23 protein-coding genes are annotated in these 20,766 nt (G+C 37.9%); 1 reads left to right on the forward strand and 22 read right to left on the reverse strand.

From position 1 onward, the window contains the following. Positions 1 to 15: 15 nt before the first annotated feature. The 16 genes from yqeH to fabT all read right to left on the reverse strand — a co-directional run bounded on the left by yqeH (position 16) and on the right by fabT (position 13,095). On the reverse strand, positions 16 to 1,125 hold the full coding sequence (gene yqeH, locus IGJ66_RS08085; RefSeq protein WP_430616484.1) for a ribosome biogenesis GTPase YqeH: 1,110 nt from the start codon (positions 1,123 to 1,125) through the stop codon (positions 16 to 18). Further along, positions 1,122 to 1,649 carry a YqeG family HAD IIIA-type phosphatase gene (locus tag IGJ66_RS08090; RefSeq protein WP_067480898.1) on the reverse strand — a complete coding sequence of 176 codons (528 nt, stop codon included), beginning with the start codon at positions 1,647 to 1,649 and terminating at the stop codon, positions 1,122 to 1,124. Before IGJ66_RS08090 ends, yqeH begins: the two co-directional genes overlap by 4 nt. A gap of 206 nt (positions 1,650 to 1,855) precedes the next feature. After that, a complete protein-coding gene (locus IGJ66_RS08095; RefSeq protein ID WP_271026798.1) occupies positions 1,856 to 2,587 on the reverse strand; it encodes an amino acid ABC transporter ATP-binding protein in 732 nt (243 codons plus the stop codon). A 14-nt stretch (positions 2,588 to 2,601) separates the two neighbouring features. Further along, a complete protein-coding gene (locus tag IGJ66_RS08100; RefSeq protein ID WP_067480892.1) occupies positions 2,602 to 3,288 on the reverse strand; it encodes an amino acid ABC transporter permease in 687 nt (228 codons plus the stop codon). 14 nt (positions 3,289 to 3,302) lie between these two features. Then, positions 3,303 to 4,127 carry a transporter substrate-binding domain-containing protein gene (locus IGJ66_RS08105; protein WP_430616485.1) on the reverse strand — a complete coding sequence of 275 codons (825 nt, stop codon included), beginning with the start codon at positions 4,125 to 4,127 and terminating at the stop codon, positions 3,303 to 3,305. Between the two features lie 288 nt (positions 4,128 to 4,415). Further along, positions 4,416 to 5,201, reverse strand: a complete 786-nt coding sequence (locus IGJ66_RS08110) for an acetyl-CoA carboxylase carboxyl transferase subunit alpha (protein WP_270346093.1) — start codon at positions 5,199 to 5,201, stop codon at positions 4,416 to 4,418. Further along, entirely contained in the window at positions 5,194 to 6,063 is an 870-nt protein-coding gene (gene accD, locus IGJ66_RS08115; RefSeq protein ID WP_086270812.1) for an acetyl-CoA carboxylase, carboxyltransferase subunit beta, read from the reverse strand. The genes IGJ66_RS08110 and accD overlap by 8 nt, the downstream gene beginning before the upstream one ends. Next, positions 6,064 to 7,443 carry an acetyl-CoA carboxylase biotin carboxylase subunit gene (locus tag IGJ66_RS08120; protein ID WP_067480880.1) on the reverse strand — a complete coding sequence of 460 codons (1,380 nt, stop codon included), beginning with the start codon at positions 7,441 to 7,443 and terminating at the stop codon, positions 6,064 to 6,066. Positions 7,444 to 7,450: 7 nt separating this feature from the next. Next, complete coding sequence (fabZ, locus tag IGJ66_RS08125) at positions 7,451 to 7,870, reverse strand: 3-hydroxyacyl-ACP dehydratase FabZ (protein ID WP_067480877.1); 420 nt, start codon at positions 7,868 to 7,870, stop codon at positions 7,451 to 7,453. Positions 7,871 to 7,884: 14 nt separating this feature from the next. Further along, positions 7,885 to 8,370, reverse strand: a complete 486-nt coding sequence (gene accB, locus IGJ66_RS08130) for an acetyl-CoA carboxylase biotin carboxyl carrier protein (protein WP_271026799.1) — start codon at positions 8,368 to 8,370, stop codon at positions 7,885 to 7,887. Between the two features lie 2 nt (positions 8,371 to 8,372). Further along, entirely contained in the window at positions 8,373 to 9,608 is a 1,236-nt protein-coding gene (fabF, locus tag IGJ66_RS08135) for a beta-ketoacyl-ACP synthase II (protein ID WP_067480871.1), read from the reverse strand. A gap of 18 nt (positions 9,609 to 9,626) precedes the next feature. Next, positions 9,627 to 10,364 carry a 3-oxoacyl-[acyl-carrier-protein] reductase gene (gene fabG, locus IGJ66_RS08140; RefSeq protein ID WP_271026800.1) on the reverse strand — a complete coding sequence of 246 codons (738 nt, stop codon included), beginning with the start codon at positions 10,362 to 10,364 and terminating at the stop codon, positions 9,627 to 9,629. 2 nt (positions 10,365 to 10,366) lie between these two features. Then, the gene (gene fabD, locus IGJ66_RS08145; RefSeq protein WP_095803723.1) at positions 10,367 to 11,293 is read right to left on the reverse strand and encodes an ACP S-malonyltransferase; all 927 of its coding nucleotides are present in this window, start codon (positions 11,291 to 11,293) and stop codon (positions 10,367 to 10,369) included. Between the two features lie 104 nt (positions 11,294 to 11,397). Continuing rightward, positions 11,398 to 11,622, reverse strand: coding sequence for an acyl carrier protein (locus tag IGJ66_RS08150; RefSeq protein ID WP_002287614.1), 225 nt, complete (start codon positions 11,620 to 11,622; stop codon positions 11,398 to 11,400). Positions 11,623 to 11,682: 60 nt separating this feature from the next. Next, a complete protein-coding gene (locus tag IGJ66_RS08155; RefSeq protein WP_067480860.1) occupies positions 11,683 to 12,645 on the reverse strand; it encodes a beta-ketoacyl-ACP synthase III in 963 nt (320 codons plus the stop codon). A gap of 9 nt (positions 12,646 to 12,654) precedes the next feature. Then, a complete protein-coding gene (gene fabT / locus IGJ66_RS08160; RefSeq protein ID WP_067480856.1) occupies positions 12,655 to 13,095 on the reverse strand; it encodes a fatty acid biosynthesis transcriptional regulator FabT in 441 nt (146 codons plus the stop codon). 305 nt (positions 13,096 to 13,400) lie between these two features. Here fabT and IGJ66_RS08165 point away from each other — a divergent pair, with 305 nt between their 5' ends. After that, the gene (locus IGJ66_RS08165; RefSeq protein ID WP_430616486.1) at positions 13,401 to 14,324 is read left to right on the forward strand and encodes a GIY-YIG nuclease family protein; all 924 of its coding nucleotides are present in this window, start codon (positions 13,401 to 13,403) and stop codon (positions 14,322 to 14,324) included. A 116-nt stretch (positions 14,325 to 14,440) separates the two neighbouring features. Here the strand turns inward: IGJ66_RS08165 and IGJ66_RS08170 are convergent, their stop codons facing one another. The 6 genes from IGJ66_RS08170 to IGJ66_RS08195 form a co-directional block, all read right to left on the reverse strand. Continuing rightward, on the reverse strand, positions 14,441 to 14,671 hold the full coding sequence (locus tag IGJ66_RS08170; RefSeq protein WP_067480849.1) for a YkuJ family protein: 231 nt from the start codon (positions 14,669 to 14,671) through the stop codon (positions 14,441 to 14,443). A gap of 85 nt (positions 14,672 to 14,756) precedes the next feature. Beyond that, positions 14,757 to 15,644: an NAD(P)-dependent oxidoreductase gene (locus IGJ66_RS08175; protein WP_086270811.1), complete on the reverse strand. Its 888-nt coding sequence runs from the start codon at positions 15,642 to 15,644 to the stop codon at positions 14,757 to 14,759. A 75-nt stretch (positions 15,645 to 15,719) separates the two neighbouring features. Beyond that, complete coding sequence (locus IGJ66_RS08180) at positions 15,720 to 16,943, reverse strand: glycosyltransferase family 4 protein (RefSeq protein WP_067480843.1); 1,224 nt, start codon at positions 16,941 to 16,943, stop codon at positions 15,720 to 15,722. 17 nt (positions 16,944 to 16,960) lie between these two features. After that, positions 16,961 to 18,010, reverse strand: a complete 1,050-nt coding sequence (locus tag IGJ66_RS08185) for a glycosyltransferase (RefSeq protein ID WP_218657871.1) — start codon at positions 18,008 to 18,010, stop codon at positions 16,961 to 16,963. A gap of 188 nt (positions 18,011 to 18,198) precedes the next feature. Then, positions 18,199 to 19,926 (reverse strand): phosphoenolpyruvate--protein phosphotransferase, encoded by a 1,728-nt coding sequence (gene ptsP, locus IGJ66_RS08190; RefSeq protein WP_067480840.1) that lies wholly within the window; start codon positions 19,924 to 19,926, stop codon positions 18,199 to 18,201. Continuing rightward, positions 19,926 to 20,192: a phosphocarrier protein HPr gene (locus IGJ66_RS08195; protein ID WP_002287602.1), complete on the reverse strand. Its 267-nt coding sequence runs from the start codon at positions 20,190 to 20,192 to the stop codon at positions 19,926 to 19,928. The genes ptsP and IGJ66_RS08195 overlap by 1 nt, the downstream gene beginning before the upstream one ends. Positions 20,193 to 20,766 lie beyond the last annotated feature (574 nt).

Genomic DNA, 20,766 nt, shown 5'->3' on the forward strand with positions numbered 1-20,766 from the left:
TTTCGTCCTTCTTCCTTAAATTAAAGCTTTACGCTTGATTACATCAACACCCTTAGGCGCCCACCCAGCAACAACTGCTGGCTGTGATACAGTGATCCATCCAAGACCGGCAAAAACAATATCTGTTTTTTCTTTCACTGAAAATTCAAAGCGAACTAATTCAGGGAACTCTTCTACCTCGTCAGGACGTGGTGGCTGTAAAAGTCCACCCACATGTTTTGCGTAAAATTCATCTGCTTTTTCGAGTTTTGTTCGATGGATATTCACATCATTTGAAACATAAGCAATAAATGAGCCACGTTCACCACTTACAAAATCAAAGCGAGCCAATCCGCCTAAGAAAAGCGTTTGACCGTCATTCAATTGATAAACTTTTGGTTTGATTTCTTTTGTTGGTGCAATGATCCGCAAATCTTTTTTACCTAAGTAATGTGCCATTTGATGACGATGAATAATTCCCGGTGTGTCAATTAAAGCTTGACCATCATCTAAAGGAATTTCAATTTTATCTAAAGTCGTTCCGGGAAATTGTGAGGTAGTAATCACATCTTGAACACCCGCAGTATTCTTAATGATCTGGTTAATCAATGTTGATTTACCGACATTCGTTACACCAACGACATAGACATCTCTACCTTCGCGATATTCTTCGATTTTAGCTAGTAGATCTTCCATTTCATGTGCTTTTTTAGCACTTGTTAATAACACTTCGACAGGTCTTAGCCCTGCTTCATGCGCACGTTCAGTCATCCATTGGATCATTTTAGGTTTCTTCAGTGATTTCGGTAAGATATCGACTTTATTACCTACTAATAATACCGGATTATCACCGACAAAACGATGTAGTCTCGGAATCAATGAACCGTTGAAATCAAAGATATCGACAACATTAACAATCAACGCGTCTTTTTGACCTAATTCATTTAACAAACGTAAAAAATCATCATCTGTTAAAGAAACATCTTGGATCTCATTGTAATGACGTAGTCTGAAACAGCGTTGGCAATAGACCTCACCTGATTCTAAACCTTTTTCTAAGGCAGATTGCGGTGTATACCCTAGTTCTCCTGGTCTATCTGTTTGAATAATCGAGCCGCACCCGATACAGTGTAATTCTTCACTCATTCAATTCCACCTCGCCAGCCCATATCAGGATTATTTACTAATAAATGGGCCATGATTCTTTTTTCAAAAAAACGATTAATTTGTGTTTTCCAGCTATCCGTCTCAATAATTGGTTTCACCAAAATACTTCGGATCCCTGCGCGATTTGCACCACGAATATCCGTCATGATTTGATCGCCAATCATTACAAGTTCTTCATCAGCAAGGTTCAACTTTTTCTTTGCTTGATTGATTCCCACAGCAAATGGTTTCATCGCACGAGCAATATAAAGTAAATCAAATTTTTCGATTGCTCGCTCAATTCGCTTCGAGTTATTATTCGAAACAACTACAACAGGAATACCAGCATTTTTCATTTCTAAAATCCAATTTAACAATTCTTCTGTTCCATCTGGGTTATTCCAAGCAATCAAAGTGTTATCCAAATCAGTTAACACGGCTTTGATGCCTAAATTTTTCAACTGTGCAGGGGTAATTTGATAGATGGCTTCTACCATCCATGTTGGTTTATAATTTGAAAACATCTTGTCTCCTCATTTGCAAAAAATGAAGGAGCACACCAGGTACTCCTCAGCCCCTAATTATACTGCATAATCTAAAAAAAAACTACCTTTACCATTCAATCCATCCCACACATTTTTGTATCCGTTCACAATTGTTTATTTACTTTCTTTTGTCTTGCTCTTTTGCAAAAAGAAAAACGATCACCACTTTGGCAATCGTTTTTCTTTTATAAAACTTTTTCCAGAAACTGTCGTGTTCGTTCTTTCTTCGTTTCTTCAAAAAGTTCTTTTGGCGCTCCTTCTTCAATTATCTTTCCATCATCCATGAATAAAACACGATCACCAACTTCTCGCGCAAAACCCATTTCATGGGTCACAATTACCATTGTCATACCTTCTTTTGCTAACTCCTGCATAACAGATAGAACTTCTCCGACCATTTCTGGATCTAACGCAGACGTTGGTTCATCAAATAACATGACTTTGGGTTCCATTGCAAGAGCTCTAGCAATTGCGATTCTTTGTTGTTGTCCACCTGACAATGATTGAGGATATTCATCTGCTTTTGTTACCAAGCCAACTTTATCAAGTAATACTAACGCTTTTTCTTCTGCTTCTGCGCGACTGATCTTTTTTACTTTCGTCGGTGCCAACAAAATATTTTCTAAAACAGTTAGATTTGGAAATAAATTGAACTGTTGAAAAACCATGCCCATTTGTTCTCTCATTTGATAAATATCTGTTTTTTTGTTGGTGATTTCTTGACCATCAAATAGGATCGTCCCACTGGTCGGCTCTTCTAGCAAATTCAAGCAACGTAAAAATGTACTTTTCCCAGAGCCAGACGGGCCAATCACTACCATGACCTCTCCTTGAGTAATCTCTAATGTGATGCCTTTTAAAATTTCTTTTTGTCCAAACCTTTTGGTTAAGTGATTCACTTGAATAAGTGCTTCCATTGACAGCCTTCCTTTCATCGGTATCCTTTACCTAATTTTATTTCCCAAACATGTAGCAATCTCGACATCAAAAATGTTAGAACAAAATAAATAATTGCAGCTACATAGAGGGGCTCTAAAGGGAGATACGAATTCGAGATAACGATTTGTGCACTATTTAATAACTCATAGATCCCAATCGTTGAAAGTAGGGAAGAATCCTTGATCAACGTGATAAATTCATTACCCATTGGAGGTAAGATATTTCTTAATGCTTGCGGTAAAATCACATATCGCATCGTCTGCATTGGTCTGAGTCCCAACGAGCTAGCCGCCTCTTCTTGACCAAAATTGACAGCCATGATTCCACCACGGACGATTTCAGCGACATAGGCACCTGAATTCATTGATAAAACAATCATCCCCGGTATCAGCCGGCTAAAGTCAACATCTAATACACCCAGAGTTAATGTAGGCGCATGAACCACGCCTTGTAACAAGCCAAAACCGATCAAAATTTGGATTAGCATCGGTGTCCCACGTAAGACTTCAATATAAGCATTGGCAAACCACCGTAATGGTCGAATCTTTGAAAGTTTCAACAGTGCCATAATGACGCCAATTATTGTTCCAAAAACAATCGTGATAACGGAAATAATTAATGTAATTAATGCACCCGACAGGAAATAGGGATAGTATACCGATAGAAATGAAAAATTCACGTAATCAAACTCCTTTATTCTTCTGCTTTTTTAGCTAGCTCTGTATTTTTTTTGATGAATTCATCCATTTTTCCTGAGCTTTGTAATTCTTTGATGACTTGATTGACTTTCTTTTGTAAATCTTCTTCGCCTTTTGGTAACGCAATTGCGTAGGCTTCTTCATCGCTTGAGACTAAGTCAACATCTGCTAACATTAACTCTGGATTATTTTCAATATAAGAGTTTGCAACGGTTTCTTCTAAAACTAATCCATCAATTGATCCTTGCTTTAACTCAATAATCAAATTAGGTACTTTAGCTACAGAAACTAATTGTGCATCTGGAACTTGTTCTTTCACAACGTCTTCTTGAACTGATCCTTTTTGCGCTCCTACTTTTTTCTTTGCAAAACTTTTGAGACTGGTTAATTCATTTGCGTTTTCTTTGTTGATGACCATTTTTTGTGGTGGAGCAAAATAATTATCTGAGAAATCAAATGTTTGCTGACGCTCTTCTGTTGCCGAAATACCAGAAATTGCTAAATTGACTTTTCCTTGTTGTAAGGCTGCTAACACTGCGTTGAATTCCATATCCATAACTTCGACTTTGACACCTAGTTCTTTTGCAATTTCATTCGCCAAATCAATATCCACGCCAACAATCTGGTCTTTCCCATCAATCATCGTATGAAATTCAAACGGAGCAAAATCTGCAGAAGTTCCCACTACTAATTTTCCAGAATCCTGGATGCTTTGAATCCCCTCTTTTTTTGAATCGTTACTTGTTTCTTTTCCACCAGAGCTACATGCCCCTAAAAGAACCACCATTGAAACCATCGTAAGCAAAATTATTTTCTTCATCGTTACTCTCCTCTAATATTTATACACCCAACATAAACTTAATGAGTTATTATACATAATATCAGATTTTTTATTCATTTCAAGAGTGTTTTTTGAAAAAATATGTGCAAATTTCATTTATTGTGCGTTTTTCTTCTTTTCCAACTAAAAAATCATTCCCATTCACCCACATATCAAACGATTCCAAGCCGTTGTAAAATCCAATCGAACGAAAGAGACGCAAGCTGTTTTGTTTTTTCAATACAAAAAAAGGTCGGGATTTATCCCGACCTCTCATCATCAAATCGCTTAATACTTACGGAATCTTTCATAACGCTTTTCAAGTAAAGATGTTACATCCGTTTGCGATAATTCAGTTAATTTTTCAATCATTGATTTTTTCATCATGTATGCTATTTTAGCCCAGGGAATTGGTTCCCCATTAAAGGTTTCTGGAATCACCTTGTCCACAATCCCTAGCTCATGTAATTCAGGCGCGGTAATTTTCATCAGCTCCGCCGCTTCCGCCGCTCGGCTACCATCTTTCCATAAAATAGATGCAAAACCTTCTGGCGAAAGAATCGCATAAATTGTTTGTTCAAGCATCCAAACTTCATCTGCAACGCCAAGTGCAAGTGCACCACCGCTGCCGCCTTCGCCAATGATGATTGCTAAAATTGGCACGTTTAGATCAGACATTTCTAAAAGATTCTTAGCAATTGCTTCTCCTTCGCCGCGTTCTTCCGCTCCCACACCACAATAAGCCCCAGCAGTATTGATCAACGTGATGACTGGGCGTTTAAATTTTTCTGCCTGTTTCATCAATCGTAATGCTTTACGATACCCTTCCGGATGCGGTGAACCAAAGTTTCGTTGGATATTTTCCTGTAGATCTCGACCTTTTTGGATTCCAATCACCGTGACTGGTTTACCAGCTAAGCTAGCAACACCACCAACGATTGCTTCGTCGTCACCAAATAAACGATCCCCATGAAACTCCTGAAACCCATCAAAAATTTCTTCAAAAAAATCTAAACTCGTCCAACGTTCTTTTGCTCTAGCCAGTTGAACAACCTCATGAGCAGTTTTATTCATGATCCAACCAACCTTTCTGTGTATGCAATTCGAGCAAATGATGAATCGTTTTCTTCAATTCTGTTCGCGGAACAATCTGATCAACAAAACCATGAGCTAACAAAAATTCTGCCTTTTGAAAGTCTTCTGGTAATTCTTGCTTAATCGTTTGTTCGATTACCCGACGTCCAGCAAAACCAATCAAACTTTGCGGCTCAGCTAAAATCACGTCACCTTCCATCGCAAAACTGGCGGTCACACCACCAGTTGTAGGGTCAGTCAAAACGGTTAAGTAAAAAAGCCCTGCGTTACTGTGACGTTTCACCGCCGCGGAAATTTTCGCCATTTGCATTAAAGAAAAAATGCCTTCTTGCATTCTGGCACCACCAGAGGCAGTGAACAAGACCACAGGTAATTTAGCAGTTAATGCTCGTTCAAATAATCTAGTTATTTTTTCACCAACAATCGTCCCCATGCTTCCCATAATAAAATTTGAATCCATAACACCAATCGCTAAAGGAATATCATTGATCGTTGCTTTACCAGTCAAAACTGCTTCATGCAAACCAGTTTTTTCTTGCATCACTTCAATTTTTTCTTGGTACCCTGGGAAATTCAAAGGATCTTCTGTCGTTAATTCGGTATCCCACTCTTCAAAACTTTTTTCATCAATCGTTAACGCTAATCGTTGCCAAGCACTGATACGAAACGTGTAACCACAATTAGGACAAACGCGTTCTTCACCAATATCTTTCGTATAAATGATATGTTTACAATTCGGACATTTTGCCCACATATTGTCAGGAACAGTTGGTGGACTTGTAGGTTGAGCTCCTCGATTTGGGTTAATGCGAATATATTTTTTCTTTTTAAACAGAGCCATCTACTCGCCTCCAATCTCCGTTTCAGGTGTCCAATTTGGTAAAAATTCTTCTTGTAAAAATGCCGTTGTATAATCACCAGCAATCACTGCTGGGTGACTAATCAAGTCCATTTGAAATTCGGCATTTGTCACAACACCGTCTGTCACGATTTCGCTCAAGGCACGTTGCATTTTCATCAACGCTTCAAAACGCGTATCACCATGAACGATGACTTTGGCAATCATTGAATCATAATATGGCGGTATTTTATAGCCTGAATAAACTGCGCTATCAACACGTAAACCCATGCCCCCAGCGGGAAGTAATAAGTTTTCAATGGTTCCGGGTGATGGAGCAAAATGAAAAGCTGGGTTTTCTGCATTGATTCGACATTCAATCGCATGGCCTTGAAACTTGATGTCATTTTGTTCTAAGCCCAATGGTTCACCCGCTGCAATTTCAATTTGTTTTTTCACTAAGTCAACACCTGTTACCATTTCTGTTACAGGATGTTCCACTTGAATTCGCGTATTCATTTCCATAAAGTAAAAGGCACCAGATTCATCCATTAGAAATTCAATGGTTCCAGCATTCTCGTAATTTACAGCTTTCGCTGCACGAACAGCCGCAGCGCCTAAATCTGCACGTTTTGCAGCAGAAATCACAACCGATGGTGATTCTTCAAGAACTTTTTGATTATTTCTTTGCAACGAACAATCACGCTCACCTAAATGAATGACATTTCCATAATGATCGCCCAATATTTGAACTTCAATATGTCTTGCTGGATAAATAATTTTCTCCAAATACATTTCGTCATTTCCAAACGCTGCAGCAGCTTCTTGTTGCGCTGAAGCAAAGTGTTGTGGTAGTTCTTCTTTGGTCATTACTTTTCGAATTCCTTTACCACCACCACCCGCAGCAGCTTTTAACATAACTGGGTAGCCAATCTTATCCGCAACTGACAAAGCTTCTTCCACAGTCGAAAGTACACCTTCACTTCCCGGAATTACCGGAACTTTGGCTTCTTGCATCAAGCGGCGGGCATTGATTTTATTCCCCATCGCATCAATGGTTTCACTTTTAGGTCCAATAAAAACAATATTGCATTCTTCACACATTGATGCAAAACGACTATTTTCAGATAAAAAACCAAAACCTGGGTGAATCGCTTCTGCCTTGGTAACAATTGCCGCACTTAAAACTTGTTGCACATTCAAATAAGAATCAACAGCTTTAGCTGGTCCAATACAGATCGCTTCATCTGCTAATTGAGTATGCAATGCATCAGCATCTGCTTCTGAATATACAGCAACTGTTTGAATACCTAATTCACGACAGGCACGAATAATCCGCACGGCAATTTCACCGCGGTTAGCTATCAAAACTTTTGAAAACATATTTCACCTATCCAATCATAAAGGTTAATTCAGCTTCGGCAACTTTTTTGCCATCCACTTTTGCGACACCCTTCCCGATTCCAGCGGAAGATTTTACTTTGATAATTTCAACTTCCAAATACAAAGTATCTCCTGGTGTCACTTTGCGACGGAATTTTGCTTTATCCAATCCGCCAAAATAAGCTGTCTTTCCTTTAAATTGTTCTAAAGACAATAAGGCAACGGCTCCAGCTTGTGCCATTGCTTCAACAATCAGCACACCGGGCATAACCGGTTCTTCTGGAAAATGACCTTGAAAAAAGGGTTCATTGATTGTGACATTTTTCTTAGCGATAACACTTTCGCCTGCAACCATTTCTTCCACTCGATCAATCAGCAGCATTGGGTAACGATGTGGAATGATTTCTTTGATTTCTTGAATATTCATCTTCTACCTCTTTCTTATTTTGGCTGAATTTTAACGAGTGGTTGACCAAATTCAACAACTTCTTCATTTTCAACCAGAATTTCAACAATTTCTCCGTCAAAGTCACTGGTGATCTCATTCATTAGCTTCATTGCTTCAATAATGCAGATGATTTCACCTTTTGCTACTTGGTCACCAACTTTTTTGTAAGCTGGTTTATCCGGTGAAGGTTGCAAATACACAACACCAACAATTGGTGATTTTACTTCAATGCCTTCAATTTCTTGCTTTGTGTCTGCTACTACAGTCTGTTCTTTAACAGGTTCATCTGCTTTGATTTCTGGTTTCGCTGATACAGGTTGAACTGCAGGTGCTTCCATCGTTTGAGATGCTGTTACTGCTCCACGACTGGTATTGTTTTTATTCATATAAAGTTCAAATTGACCTTCACGTAAATCAAATTCAGTCAAAGAAGATTGATCGAATTGCGTTACTAGTTCTTTAATTTCACTGATGTTCAAGCTTATTCCTCCCAGCGTTTCATGCAAAGGACCGCATTGTGTCCGCCAAAGCCTAGTGAGTTACTCATGGCATAAGTAAGTTCAGCAGGTTTGCTCTCATTTTTTACGACTGTTAAATCAATTTCTGGATCTTGATTTACTACGTTGATAGTTGGTGGTACAAATTGGTGCTCTAACGCTAATAATGTTGCTAAAGCCTCGATTCCCCCAGCAGCACCTAGTAAATGTCCTGTCATTGATTTTGTACTGCTAACATAAGTGTCTCGGAAGTTTTCACCAAGTGCTAGCTGAATTGCTTTTGCTTCTGCTTGGTCATTTGCAGGTGTGCTTGTTCCATGCGCATTGATATAGCCCACTTCTTCTGGTTGGATGCCTGCTTCGTCCATCGCCAATTTCATTGCTTTTGAAGCTCCTGATCCGTCTGGCGTTGGTGCTGTCATATGATATGCATCACAATTTGATCCATAACCTACGATTTCACCATAGATTTTCGCACCGCGTGCTTTTGCATGTTCTAAGGACTCGATCACTAAGATTCCAGCGCCTTCTCCCATAACAAAACCATTACGTTCTTCATCGAATGGAATAGAACCACGGTCTGGATCTGTAGCAGTTGATAAAGCTGTCAACGCAGCAAAACCTGCGATTCCCATTTCACAAATCGTTGCTTCTGTTCCGCCAGCTAGGATAACATCTGAATAACCATGTTTAATGTTACGGTAAGCTTCACCAATGGAGTTCGTTCCACTAGCACAAGCTGTAACGATTGATGTACAAATGCCTTTAGCACCTACTCGTAAAGCAATATTCCCAGCAGCCATGTTGGCAATCGACATAGGAACAAACATTGGTGATACTCGTTTAGCGCCTTTTTCATGCAAGCGAATTACTTGATTTTCAATTGTTGGTAAACCACCAATTCCTGAACCAACGATAACACCGAAACGATCTTGATCAATTTTTTCTTTTTCTAATCCACTCATTTCAATTGCTTCAAGAGCAGCATAGATTCCATAAATTGAAAACATATCCATACGTTTGCTATCTTTTTTAATAAAATATTTATCATAAGGGAAATCTTTTACTTCACCAGCTAGCGTAATCCCTGTTTCAGTTGCATCAAATTTCGTAATTGGTGCAATTCCATTCGTTCCGTTTTTTAAACTATCTAAAAAGCTATCTCCATCGTTTCCGATTGGCGAAGTAACACCATAGCCTGTAATTACTACTCGATTCATCAATCATCTTCCTTTCTATTATCCGTGCATGACCAAACCGCCATCAACATTGATCACTTGACCTGTGATGTACGCATTTTCTGCTAAGAAAACTGCAGTCTTGGCAATATCTTCCACGTTACCAAAGCGCTGCAATGGAATTTGTTTTGTGACTTGTTCTTTTACTTTTTCTGATAGAACATCCGTCATGTCTGTTGCAATAAAGCCCGGCGCAATGGCGTTACATGTGATTCCACGCGTCGCTACTTCTCTAGCAACTGATTTGGTTAAGCCAACAACTCCGGCTTTACTGGCTGCATAGTTTGCTTGTCCGACATTCCCGATTAAACCAGAAACACTTGCCAAATTGATGATTGCACCTTCACGTTTTTTCATCATTTGTTTTAGAACATGTTGGGTCATGTTGAATGTACCAGTCAAATTGATATCCAAACATTTTTTGAAGTCTTCAGCGTCCATCCGAAGTAATAATTTGTCATTTGTGATTCCAGCGTTATTGACTAAAATATCAACAGAACCTAGCTGCTCCTGCGCTTCCCTGATCATTTCACCTGCTTTAGTAAAATCTGCGATATCACCAGATACCCCAATGCAGGTAACACCTAAAGCTGAAATTTCAGCCAATTTTTCTGAAGAAATCGCGCTGCGACCATTTAAGACAACATTGGCACCCGCTTTAGCAAACGCAATTGCAATTGCTTCCCCGATACCTCTCGTACTTCCTGTGACAAAAACGTTTTTTCCTCTAACGTCCATAATTACCTCCCCGATAATCGTTGATAAGTTTCTTCAAATGTTTGTTGATTCTCAACACGGTAAACAGGAATCGTTTTATCGATTTTTTTCATGAAACCACTCAAGACTTTCCCTGGTCCGACTTCAATCATTTGGTCAATTCCCAATGATTTTAATTTTTCAATACTTTCATAAAAACGAACAGGAGACATCACTTGACGCTCTAATAAGTTTGGAATTGCTTCTTTTGTCATAACCTCAGTGGTTGTATTGCTAATCACTGGGATCCTTGGTTCGTTAAATGAGATTGTTTTTAATTCCTTCGCTAGCTTTTGCGCTGCTGGCGCTAGGATGGCTGTATGAAATGGTCCACTAACATTTAATGGAATCATTCGTTTGGCGCCTTGTTCTTGTAACAAAGTCATCGCCGCATCAACAGCTGTCACTTCCCCACCAATAACGATTTGCTGTGGTGTATTGTAATTTGCAGGTGAAACAATGCCAAACTGACTTGCTTCCTGACAACAAGCTTCAATCAATTCAATCGGTGTATTCATCACAGCGACCATTTTGCCACTTCCGGTTGGCGCAGCCTCAGTCATATAAGCACCGCGTTTAGCCACTAATGCTACTGCTTCTTCAAACGATAGCGCTTCGCTCGCAACCAATGCTGAATATTCTCCTAAGCTAAGCCCTAATGCTGCGTCCGGAGTAATTCCTTGTTCTTGTAATAAGCGATGATAGGCAACACTTACCGTTAAAATCGCCGGTTGTGTGTAAGTGGTCTGATCTAGTTGCTGATTTTCAGTAAAACACAATTCTGCCATGTCATAACCAAGAATTTGGCTTGCTTCATCAAATGTTTGTTTTACTACGGGTTCATGGTATAAATCTTGACCCATGCCTTGGTATTGAGCGCCTTGCCCACTAAATAAAAATGCTGTTTTCATTATATTCTCCAATAGTTTAGGATAGACGACTAAGTATCCATTTATTCAAAAAGGCTAAGACATTTCACATCGGAAATGTCCCAGCCCCCAACCTTATTACATGATTATGCAGTTTGTTTTTCAACGTAAGTAACTAAATCTTGTACAGTTTTAATGCCATCTTCTGTTTCAATTTTCACATCGAATTCATCTTCGATTTCGTTGATGATTTGGAATAAGTCCAAGCTATCAGCTTCTAAATCTTCTTGAATATCTGTTGTTAATTTAATTTCTTCTGTTTCTTTACCTAATTCTTCTGCAATAATTTCTTGAATTTTTTCGAATACCATACGATATATTCCTCCGATATTGTTTACAATTTTATAGTTTTATTTTTATCATTTATCAGTTTATAGCTCCATGAGGATACTTCCCCATGTTAAACCTCCGCCATAACCTGTAAATACCACTTTTTGATTACTGCCTAATTGAAGCGTTCCAGCGGAAACCGCCTCGTCTAATAAAATAGGAATACTTGCAGCAGAAGTATTACCATACTTATCCATGTTTGCTAGAAACTGCTCTTGTGGAATTTTGACCTTCCGAGCAATTTTTTCAATAATTCGTTGATTTGCTTGATGCAAAAGTAGATAATCAACTGAATTTTCTTGCGTTATTTCTTTTAGATTTTTCGCGACATCTCGGACTGCAAAGTCAAAAATATCACGTCCAACCATTTGCAAATAGTAAGAACCTTCTGACTTTTCAGAATAAAATGGACTTTTATTTTCATGATATCCTGCTGTTAACGAAGAACCTCGTGTACCATCCGTTGCTAAATGCTCCACTAATAATTTTTGTGTTGCGCCAGCTTCTAATAACACACCACCTGCTCCATCACCGAATAAAACAGCTGTAGAGCGGTCTGTCCAGTCAAGTAACTTAGACAACGTTTCTCCACCAATGACAAGCCCTTTTTTCGAGCCACAGCGAATCAGTTTTTCAGCAATACTTAGTGCATACACAAAACCAGTACAAGCAGCACTCAAATCAAAAGCAATTGCTTTGGTTGCGCCCAATCGACCTTGGACTTGCGCAGCCACTGACGGCATTGCATAATCCGGAGAAATCGTAGCAACTACGATGAAATCCAGTTCTTCTGGTTGGATTTTTTGCTTTTCTAGTAATTTTTGCGCAACTAGGAAACAAAGATCTGATGTTGTTTGATTTGTTACACAACGTCTTTCTCTAATCCCAGTTCGTGAACGAATCCATTCATCTGATGTTTCCATCATTTGTGAAAGCTCATCGTTAGTCACGATTCTTTCAGGAAGTACACTTGCAGTTGCCGTAATTGTTCCAAATTGTTCCATTAACGTTCCTCACTTATACTCTCGCAAGAAATCATGCAAGTTTTTCAGTGCATTTAGCAAAGCATGTTGTTCTTGGTCGCCCATTCCATCCAGAATGTTTTTGACCATTTCTCGATGAAAATGTTGATGTACGCGATACAATAGCTTTCCTTTTTTCGTCAAGCCCAGTTTCACCACACGCCGATCATCTTCACTGCGAATACGCTCAACATACCCTTTTTTCACTAATTTGTTGATGGCAGTGGTCAAGGTCCCAACAGTGATCGATAACTCCTTTGCTACTTCTGAAGTTGTTTTTTTCTTATACATCCCGATTGCCTCGATCGTATGCATCTCAGTAATTGATAGATCGTTGAATTGTGATTTTTTCAACTCAGACTCTTCGATCGTCAAAATATCATTGAACACACTTACGAGATAATCATTAACTGTTTTCAAATCTGGTTCCATGTTCCACCATCCACTAATTAGTTTGATTATCAAATCTTTTGATGTTCAAACTATATCTTAACTTTTTTCAAAAATCAACCATAATCAACAACTTTTTTCGATTCTCAGTTTATTTTAAGAAAAAATTCATTTATAAATGCTGATAAAACAAATATTTAACAAAGATAGATTAAAAATTCATTCCAAAAAAATATTTTGATTATCAAAGCTTTTTTGTCCAGTAGTTTTCTAAAAAAACAAGTTTTCTTGTTTGTTTTTTTCAAATTTGATATAGTTCTTTTGATTGAAAGATAAAAGGAGTAATTATGCTTAAAGAAAAAGCGAAACATTTGCCTCTTCTTCCCGGGGTTTATTTAATGAAAGATAAACATGGCTCAGTGATTTATGTTGGTAAAGCCAAGCAATTAAAAAATCGTGTGAGTAGTTACTTTCAGCAAAACAAACAACATTCAACTAAAGTGCTACGAATGGTACATACAATTGTCGATTTTGATTTTGTGGTGGTAGATACCGAATTAGATGCATTGCTTTTAGAATGTGAATTGATTCAACACTATCATCCATTCTATAATCGACAGATGAACTATTTTACCAATTACAATTATCTTCAATTAACTGATACTGGTTTTATCCTGTCAGATGAGCCGACTGCTCAAAGCTTCGGTCCTTTTCGTTCCTACAAAAAAATACCTACTATCTTACGTATTTTAGAAGAGACTTACCAAATGCCTTGGCTGAAAGAAATTAGTTTATTAGCTTTGCGAACACAACTTCCAACAATCGCTCAGTTGTCCTTTCAACAAAAGAAAAAAGAAATTGAAGGTCTTTTAAAAGGTCGAAATAAAAAAGTTTTAACTTATCTTAAACAACGACAAGAACACTTTATTGAACTTCTCAATTTCGAACGTGCAAGTAGTATTCAAAGTGAAATTGAGTTAATGACTTACTTCATCCAGCAAATCCAAAACCAAAAGACCTTTTTGCAAACACCTCGTCTCATTTTGTCTTTACCCGTTGCAGCAGATCAAGAATTGACAAAATATTATTTGATTTGCTATGGTCAATTAGTAGCGACAACTAAAATAGCTGGTAACACCCCACCTAATTTTCATTTTGCTGTTGGAAATGATACTTTAGCAAAAAAACAACAGCTAACAAAGGCTGAAGTTGATCCTGTTCAAATTTTACTCAGCTATCAACGCAAGCTTAGCAAAGAACAGTCACAATAAATAACCTACGAGCGTCTCTTAATAGCCACTCAAACAGAACAACATAAAAAGACCAAGACGAATAATCATCTCGGTCTTTTTATGTTGTTTACAAGCTTACGCTAAATGAGCAAAACTTATTGGATTAAGTCGTAGATTTCCATCGCAACGATATCAATATTATCAAACTCGTATTGTTGGTGTGTATCTGTTTCAGTTAATTCAAATGTAGTAGTTGCTTTATCATAAGTTACTGTACATTTTTCAACGCCTTCTTTTTCAAAGCGACGAACTTGCAACTCGTTGTCTGCTGATTCGACCATAGCCTCCAGTCGTTTAATAATTGCGACTAATTGTGAATGTGTCATAGGAGGTCCTCCTTTTCTTATTTCTGTTATATTGTATCAAAGTCATGGCTGTCTTGCATTGATTTTCGCGAAAAAAACCAGTTTTTTATGATTTTTTTTCTGGAACATTTCCATTCGGCCACCAAAGTTTAATCAACGCTTGTGTCCCATCATTTTCAAACCCTTTACCAGCCAACTGTTCGTACAAGATAAGTGCTTGTTTTGTAGCTGGTAGTTCAAGTGATTGGTTTTCAGCTTCATCTAAAGCAATTTTTAAATCTTTGATAAAATGTTTAACAAAAAATCCGGGAGAGTAGTCTTCGCGTAAAATACGTGGCGCATAATTGCTCAAAGACCAGTTTGCTGCACTACCACCAGAAAGCGTTTCAATCACCTTTTTCAAATCAAGTTGATTTTTTTGTGCGTAAGCTAACATTTCGGTCATCCCTGTCATTGTACCAGCAATCATGATTTGGTTGGCCATTTTTGTATGCTGACCTTTTCCTGCATCACCATGTAATGTAAAAGTTGAGCCAAACTCTCTAAAAATTGGTAAAACTTTTTCGTAGACATCTGATTGTCCACCAACCATAATGGTTAATGTCGCGTTCTTTGCTCCTAAGTCGCCACCAGAAACTGGCGCATCCAACGCAGCTGCTCCCTTTTCAGAAGCTGTCTGAGCAATTTTTTCTGCCAAAGTTGGCGTACTGGTTGTTAAGTCAACTACAATTTTCCCCGAAACATCTGCTGAAAAAACCCCATTTTGCCCATAATAGATTTCTTCAACGTCTGTTGGGTATCCAACCATTGTAAAAATCACTTCGCTTTGTCTAGCAACTAGTTGTGGTGTCTCTGCCCAAACAGCTCCCTTAGCAACTAAAGGATCTGCTTTTGCTTTTGTTCGATTATAAACGACCACTTCGTATCCTGCTCGTAATAAGTGTTCAACAATTGAGCTACCCATTACTCCTGTTCCAATAAATCCGAGTTTCATCCTTCAACCTCCTAAAAAAAACCTTGACTCTAGTATACGCTAGAATCAAGGTTTTTTAAGAATAAATTGCTTTATTTATCGTTTAAATGAATTTAATTTAATTTTAATTCGCTCGATGGAAGCTTCTTCTTCTTTTCTGCGCGTTTCCTCTTCATGATAAACAATCATGTCTTGATAAAATTCAATCATTGCTTCACCAAAATGAGTAGACGAAATTTCATAAAGCTTCGCAGCTAAAACTGCTTCATCACGAGGAATCTCATCTGTTATATATTGAATAAGTGCTTGTGCAAAATCTTGATCTGTTTCAAATGTTTTTCCTAATGATGCGTGATCAAATAGGCGATTTAAATAAGCGTTACCTTCAACCACACACGGTGTACCAGCAGCCATAGCTTCTGTATATGTTAACCCTTGTGTTTCGGAAGTGGACGCGCTGACAAAATAATCTGCTGCTTTATAATACAGAGCAACTGCATTGTTATCAACTTCACCAGTAAACTGAACGACTTCTTGTAAATCTAATTCTTCTATTAACTCTTGTAATTCTTCCATATAAGGTCCTTTTCCAACAATCACTAAGCGCGCATTTGGATAAGATGCAATGACTTCTGGAAAACCTTGAATAATTGCTTGAATGTTTTTCTCATAAGAGAGCCGACTAAGCGAAAGCACCATCAATTGGTCATCAGTCATTCCTAATGACGTACGTAAGGCGCTGATTTCCTGAGTGGTAATATCTGATCGCTTAAACTTCTCGATATCAATCCCCGTTGGAATCACTCGCAACGGTGCAACTACACCATACCCACGTAACGTGTCAATCACTCGTTCACTTGGACAAACCACTCCTGTCGTATGGTTAGCAAAAATACGCGAAAAATATTTGACGTGTGACTGTCTGATCACCTTACCATTTGCAATATAATGAAGATAATCCTCATACATTGTATGGTAAGTATGAATAACTGGAATTTTCAATTTCTTGGCTACCATTTTCCCCAGAATCCCCGCTCCAAATTCGGTATGTGTATGAATCAAATCTAGCTCCAGCTCCTTGGCAACTAAATAAGCATACCACATGCCTCTTACAACGATTCGCCGATCTTTGAAAGAAACAAACGGAACACTTGGCATCCTAATAACATCTTTTTCTAATTTATCCGCATTCGGATCTGTTGTAGTGAAAATATAGACTTCATGACCATTTTTTTCAAGTTCATCTTTTAATGTCTTGATTGATGTAGAAACCCCGCTAACTTGCGGAAAATAGGTATCGGTAAAAAAGCCAACTTTCATGTTTTTTTGCCTCCAAACTACCTTTTCATTGATTTACTTTTTCTTACCTCTAAAGGTGCTTCTTGTTCCTCTAACACCATTTCATAAACTTCTTGAAGTTCTCGCCCAATTCGTTCGATGCTACGTTCTTCGGCTGTTTGATAACCAGCTTGCACCAAACTTGGAACCTCTTTTTCAGTTATTTGTCTGATTTTTTCAATAAATTCTTGATTCGTTCGTCCCATATAACAGTTTTCGCCATCTTTTAACCAGCCTTCATACACTGGAATATCTCTAACTAAGACATTTTGTCGACTTGCTAGCGCCTCTAAAACAACGATTCCTTCAGTTTCTTCGTATGAAGGAAAGAAAAACAAATCTGCACCTGAATAAGCACCCTCAATGACATCTCCACGAATGTAACCAGGGAATATGACATTTTCCGGATGGTCTTCTTTAACGATTTTTCGAATATTTTTAGGAATCGAGTACATCGGTACATGACCAAACCAAACAAATGTGTACTCAGGCATTTCTCTAGCAATTTCAACGAAGTCAATGATTCCCTTTCGTTCAAAAAACAAGCCAACACAAATCACTACTTTTTGATCTGAAGACAAATTGAAATATTCTCTAAATCTTTGTTCTTTCGTAAGATCAGGTTGGTATTTATCTAAATCAATTCCATTGGAAATTGCACGAATAGGTACTTCGATTCCGTAGCTTTCTAATAACTTTTTAGAATATGGTGTAGGCGTAATCAAATAATCTGCCTTTTGATACAAACTCACCAGATATTTTTTGACGACAGGAGATAATTGGTTAGAGCCAATAAACGAATTGCGAAAGTCTTCTTCTGTCGAATGTGCATGATAAACAACTTTCTTGCCATCTCTTCGCGCTTTGTTAACCATATTATGACTATTGATACCATAAGTATTAATGTGCAAAATATCATAGTCGTCGTTGGTATCTAATGTATAAGGAATCCCCACATCTGACAAAGCACGCTTTTGATGATCAAGCGCACGCCCAATCCCAGATTTTGCAAGTATTTTTTCACTTTCAAAATATAATAATACTTTCACCTTACGTCCCCCTTCTCCTATATAGTATAACATAGCCAAGAAACTGTCACTCAAACTTAAGCCCTATTTTTCAACAACTTAAAAAGTAAGCGATTCAATTGAAAAAACTAAACATGTTACGAGAAAATAAAAAAAGTGTTAGAAATCTCGCTAAAGCTAGCAAAATTTCTAACACTCAATAGTCAAGCTTATTTTACGTATTCATTTACAAGTTCAACGACTTCTTCCATTGTATCGCAATCTTTCAATGCGCGATCTGCAAGTTCAGCCATTTTCGTTGTATCTAAACGTTTCATCAAGCTACGTGTTTTAAGAATAGATGTTGCGCTCATTGAGAACTCATCTAAGCCCATACCAACTAATAGAGGCACAGCTGTTTGATCCCCAGCCATTTCTCCACACATTCCAGCCCATTTGCCTTCAGCATGTGCTGCGTCAATCACGTTTTTAATTAGACGTAAGATTGATGGATTGTAAGGTTGATATAGATATGAAACACGTTCATTCATACGGTCAGCAGCCATAGTATATTGGATCAAGTCGTTTGTACCTACTGAGAAGAAGTCAACTTCCTTAGCAAACTTGTCAGCAATGACAGCTGCGGCAGGAATTTCAATCATAATTCCGACTTGGATTGTATCAGATACTTCCACGCCTTCATTAATTAATTTTTGTTTTTCATCTTCAAAGATTCCTTTTGCTGCACGGAATTCTTTCAAAGTAGCTACCATTGGGAACATGATACGCAAGTTACCATGAACAGAGGCACGTAACAATGCACGCATTTGTGTGCGGAACATGTCATCACCTTGTTCAGACAAGCTGATACGTAGTGCACGGTAACCCAAGAATGGGTTCATTTCGTGTGGTAATTGTAAGTAAGGCAATTCTTTGTCCCCACCGATGTCCATTGTACGAACAACAACAGGTTTACCTTCCATACCTTCTAGGACAGCTTTGTAAGCTTTATATTGGTCATCTTCTGTAGGGAAGTCCGGAGAATCCATGTATAAAAATTCTGTACGATAAAGACCAACAGCTTCTCCGCCGTTGTTATGAACACCAACTAAATCTTTTGGTGTTCCAATATTTGCGGCTAATTCAAAATGCTTGCCATCAGCCGTAACTGTTTCAGCATTTTTTAATTTTTCCCATTCTGCTTTTTGTGCAGCGTAAGATTCTCCTGCTTTAATAAATTCAGCCTTTTGTTCTTCTGTTGGTTCGATGATTACATCACCTTCAATACCATTAACAGCTAACATTTGACCTTCTTTTACTTTAGCAGTGATTTCTTTTGTTCCAACGATTGCTGGAATTTCTAAAGAACGAGCCATAATTGCAGAGTGAGAAGTGCGTCCGCCAATATCTGTCACAAAAGCTTTAACAAATGTACGATCTAATTGAGCTGTGTCACTTGGTGTCAAATCATGAGCAACAACGACAACTTCTTCGTTAATCATTGAAGGATTTGGCAAGTTCACACCTAATAGATGCGCTAAAATACGTTTTGCAACGTCACGAATGTCAGCAGCACGTTCTTGCATATAAGCGTTGTCATCCATAGCTTCAAACATGCCAATATACATATCAGTTACTTCTTTAAGAGCTGATTCAGCATTCACACTGTTATCTTTAATATTTTGCTTGATTTGACCAATCATTTCTGGGTCTGATAGAACCATCAAATGAGCATCAAATACTTGCGCTTCTGCTTCACCTAAGCTTTGCGCTGCTTTTTCACGAATTTGTTGCAATTCTTCAGTAGATTTTAATAATGCAGCATCTAAACGAGTTTCTTCAGCAGCTGTATCTTCTACTGTTGTCTTACTGAATGATAAATCCGGTTGAACTAGCAGGTAAGCTTTTGCAACGGCTACACCGTCACTAGCGGCAATCCCTTTTAGCATTTCAACCATTATTCAGATAAGCCTTCTTTCTTCATTGTTTCTACGATAGCTGCCATAGCGTCTGCTTCGTCAGCACCTTCAGCTGTAATTGTAACGTCAGAACCTTGACCTACACCTAAAGACATAACGCCCATGATAGATTTCAAGTTTACTGATTTACCTTTATACTCTAAGTTTACATCAGAGTTAAATTTGCTTGCTGTTTGTACTAATAATGTAGCTGGACGTGCGTGGATCCCAGTTTCTGCTACTACGTGAAATTCTTTCTTTTCCATATTGATCGGTCTCCTTTAAGTGAGTGTTGTTTTTATGTGAGGGTTTTCTTTTTTAGCAATCCAGAAGATTTCTAATAAAGCTTTACCCTTTCATTTGTAAAGATTACCATTTTTTGTCGACAGATACAACAGTTTTCATTCAAATTCAATGAAAAGTATTTTATTTAAACTCCTTTTCTTTTCGTTATTGGATTTATCCTTTCGCATTCATTCGTTGATTCCGTTTTCAATAAACTTCTATTATTTTATCTTCTTTTTTGGACAAATCACACAAATTTTTTTCTTCTCTCTTCCTTAAGAAAAAGTACAAGGCTTTGTTATGTAGTCTAAGACATTCTTTCTATTAGATGCGCCTTTATTACGCTATTTTAAAATCAAAATTGATTCGAGTTAAAATAGTTGATTCTCTTCTTTTTTTTAGTATAATAAGTTCAAAGGTCAGAAATGGTCAATAGGCTTTTTTTACCTTCTCAACTAACGAATGATGGAAGAAAGATAAGGGTTTTCTTTTTACCTCTTGAAATATGCGTTGTAAAATAAAGATGCAACCCATTTTGTGAAAGGACGTGAACAA

It is taken from the genome of Enterococcus sp. DIV0176 (assembly GCF_050528535.1).
Classification (GTDB): domain Bacteria; phylum Bacillota; class Bacilli; order Lactobacillales; family Enterococcaceae; genus Enterococcus_B; species Enterococcus_B thailandicus.

Bases quoted from the DNA above. Each gene is read 5' to 3' on its own strand.
- IGJ66_RS08105 (WP_430616485.1), bottom strand. From the start codon at position 4,127: ATGAAGAAAATAATTTTGCTTACGATGGTTTCAATGGTGGTTCTTTTA.
- IGJ66_RS08090 (WP_067480898.1), bottom strand. From the start codon at position 1,649: ATGTTTTCAAATTATAAACCAACATGGATGGTAGAAGCCATCTATCAA.
- IGJ66_RS08175 (WP_086270811.1), bottom strand. From the start codon at position 15,644: ATGAAACTCGGATTTATTGGAACAGGAGTAATGGGTAGCTCAATTGTT.
- IGJ66_RS08165 (WP_430616486.1), top strand. From the start codon at position 13,401: ATGCTTAAAGAAAAAGCGAAACATTTGCCTCTTCTTCCCGGGGTTTAT.
- fabT (WP_067480856.1), bottom strand. From the start codon at position 13,095: ATGGAACCAGATTTGAAAACAGTTAATGATTATCTCGTAAGTGTGTTC.
- accD (WP_086270812.1), bottom strand. From the start codon at position 6,063: ATGGCTCTGTTTAAAAAGAAAAAATATATTCGCATTAACCCAAATCGA.
- fabG (WP_271026800.1), bottom strand. From the start codon at position 10,364: ATGGACGTTAGAGGAAAAAACGTTTTTGTCACAGGAAGTACGAGAGGT.
- fabD (WP_095803723.1), bottom strand. From the start codon at position 11,293: ATGAAAACAGCATTTTTATTTAGTGGGCAAGGCGCTCAATACCAAGGC.
- IGJ66_RS08195 (WP_002287602.1), bottom strand. From the start codon at position 20,192: ATGGAAAAGAAAGAATTTCACGTAGTAGCAGAAACTGGGATCCACGCA.
- IGJ66_RS08120 (WP_067480880.1), bottom strand. From the start codon at position 7,443: ATGTTTTCAAAAGTTTTGATAGCTAACCGCGGTGAAATTGCCGTGCGG.
- fabF (WP_067480871.1), bottom strand. From the start codon at position 9,608: ATGAATCGAGTAGTAATTACAGGCTATGGTGTTACTTCGCCAATCGGA.
- IGJ66_RS08150 (WP_002287614.1), bottom strand. From the start codon at position 11,622: ATGGTATTCGAAAAAATTCAAGAAATTATTGCAGAAGAATTAGGTAAA.
- IGJ66_RS08095 (WP_271026798.1), bottom strand. From the start codon at position 2,587: ATGGAAGCACTTATTCAAGTGAATCACTTAACCAAAAGGTTTGGACAA.
- yqeH (WP_430616484.1), bottom strand. From the start codon at position 1,125: ATGAGTGAAGAATTACACTGTATCGGGTGCGGCTCGATTATTCAAACA.
- fabZ (WP_067480877.1), bottom strand. From the start codon at position 7,870: ATGAATATTCAAGAAATCAAAGAAATCATTCCACATCGTTACCCAATG.
- IGJ66_RS08110 (WP_270346093.1), bottom strand. From the start codon at position 5,201: ATGAATAAAACTGCTCATGAGGTTGTTCAACTGGCTAGAGCAAAAGAA.
- IGJ66_RS08170 (WP_067480849.1), bottom strand. From the start codon at position 14,671: ATGACACATTCACAATTAGTCGCAATTATTAAACGACTGGAGGCTATG.
- IGJ66_RS08180 (WP_067480843.1), bottom strand. From the start codon at position 16,943: ATGAAAGTTGGCTTTTTTACCGATACCTATTTTCCGCAAGTTAGCGGG.
- ptsP (WP_067480840.1), bottom strand. From the start codon at position 19,926: ATGGTTGAAATGCTAAAAGGGATTGCCGCTAGTGACGGTGTAGCCGTT.
- IGJ66_RS08155 (WP_067480860.1), bottom strand. From the start codon at position 12,645: ATGGAACAATTTGGAACAATTACGGCAACTGCAAGTGTACTTCCTGAA.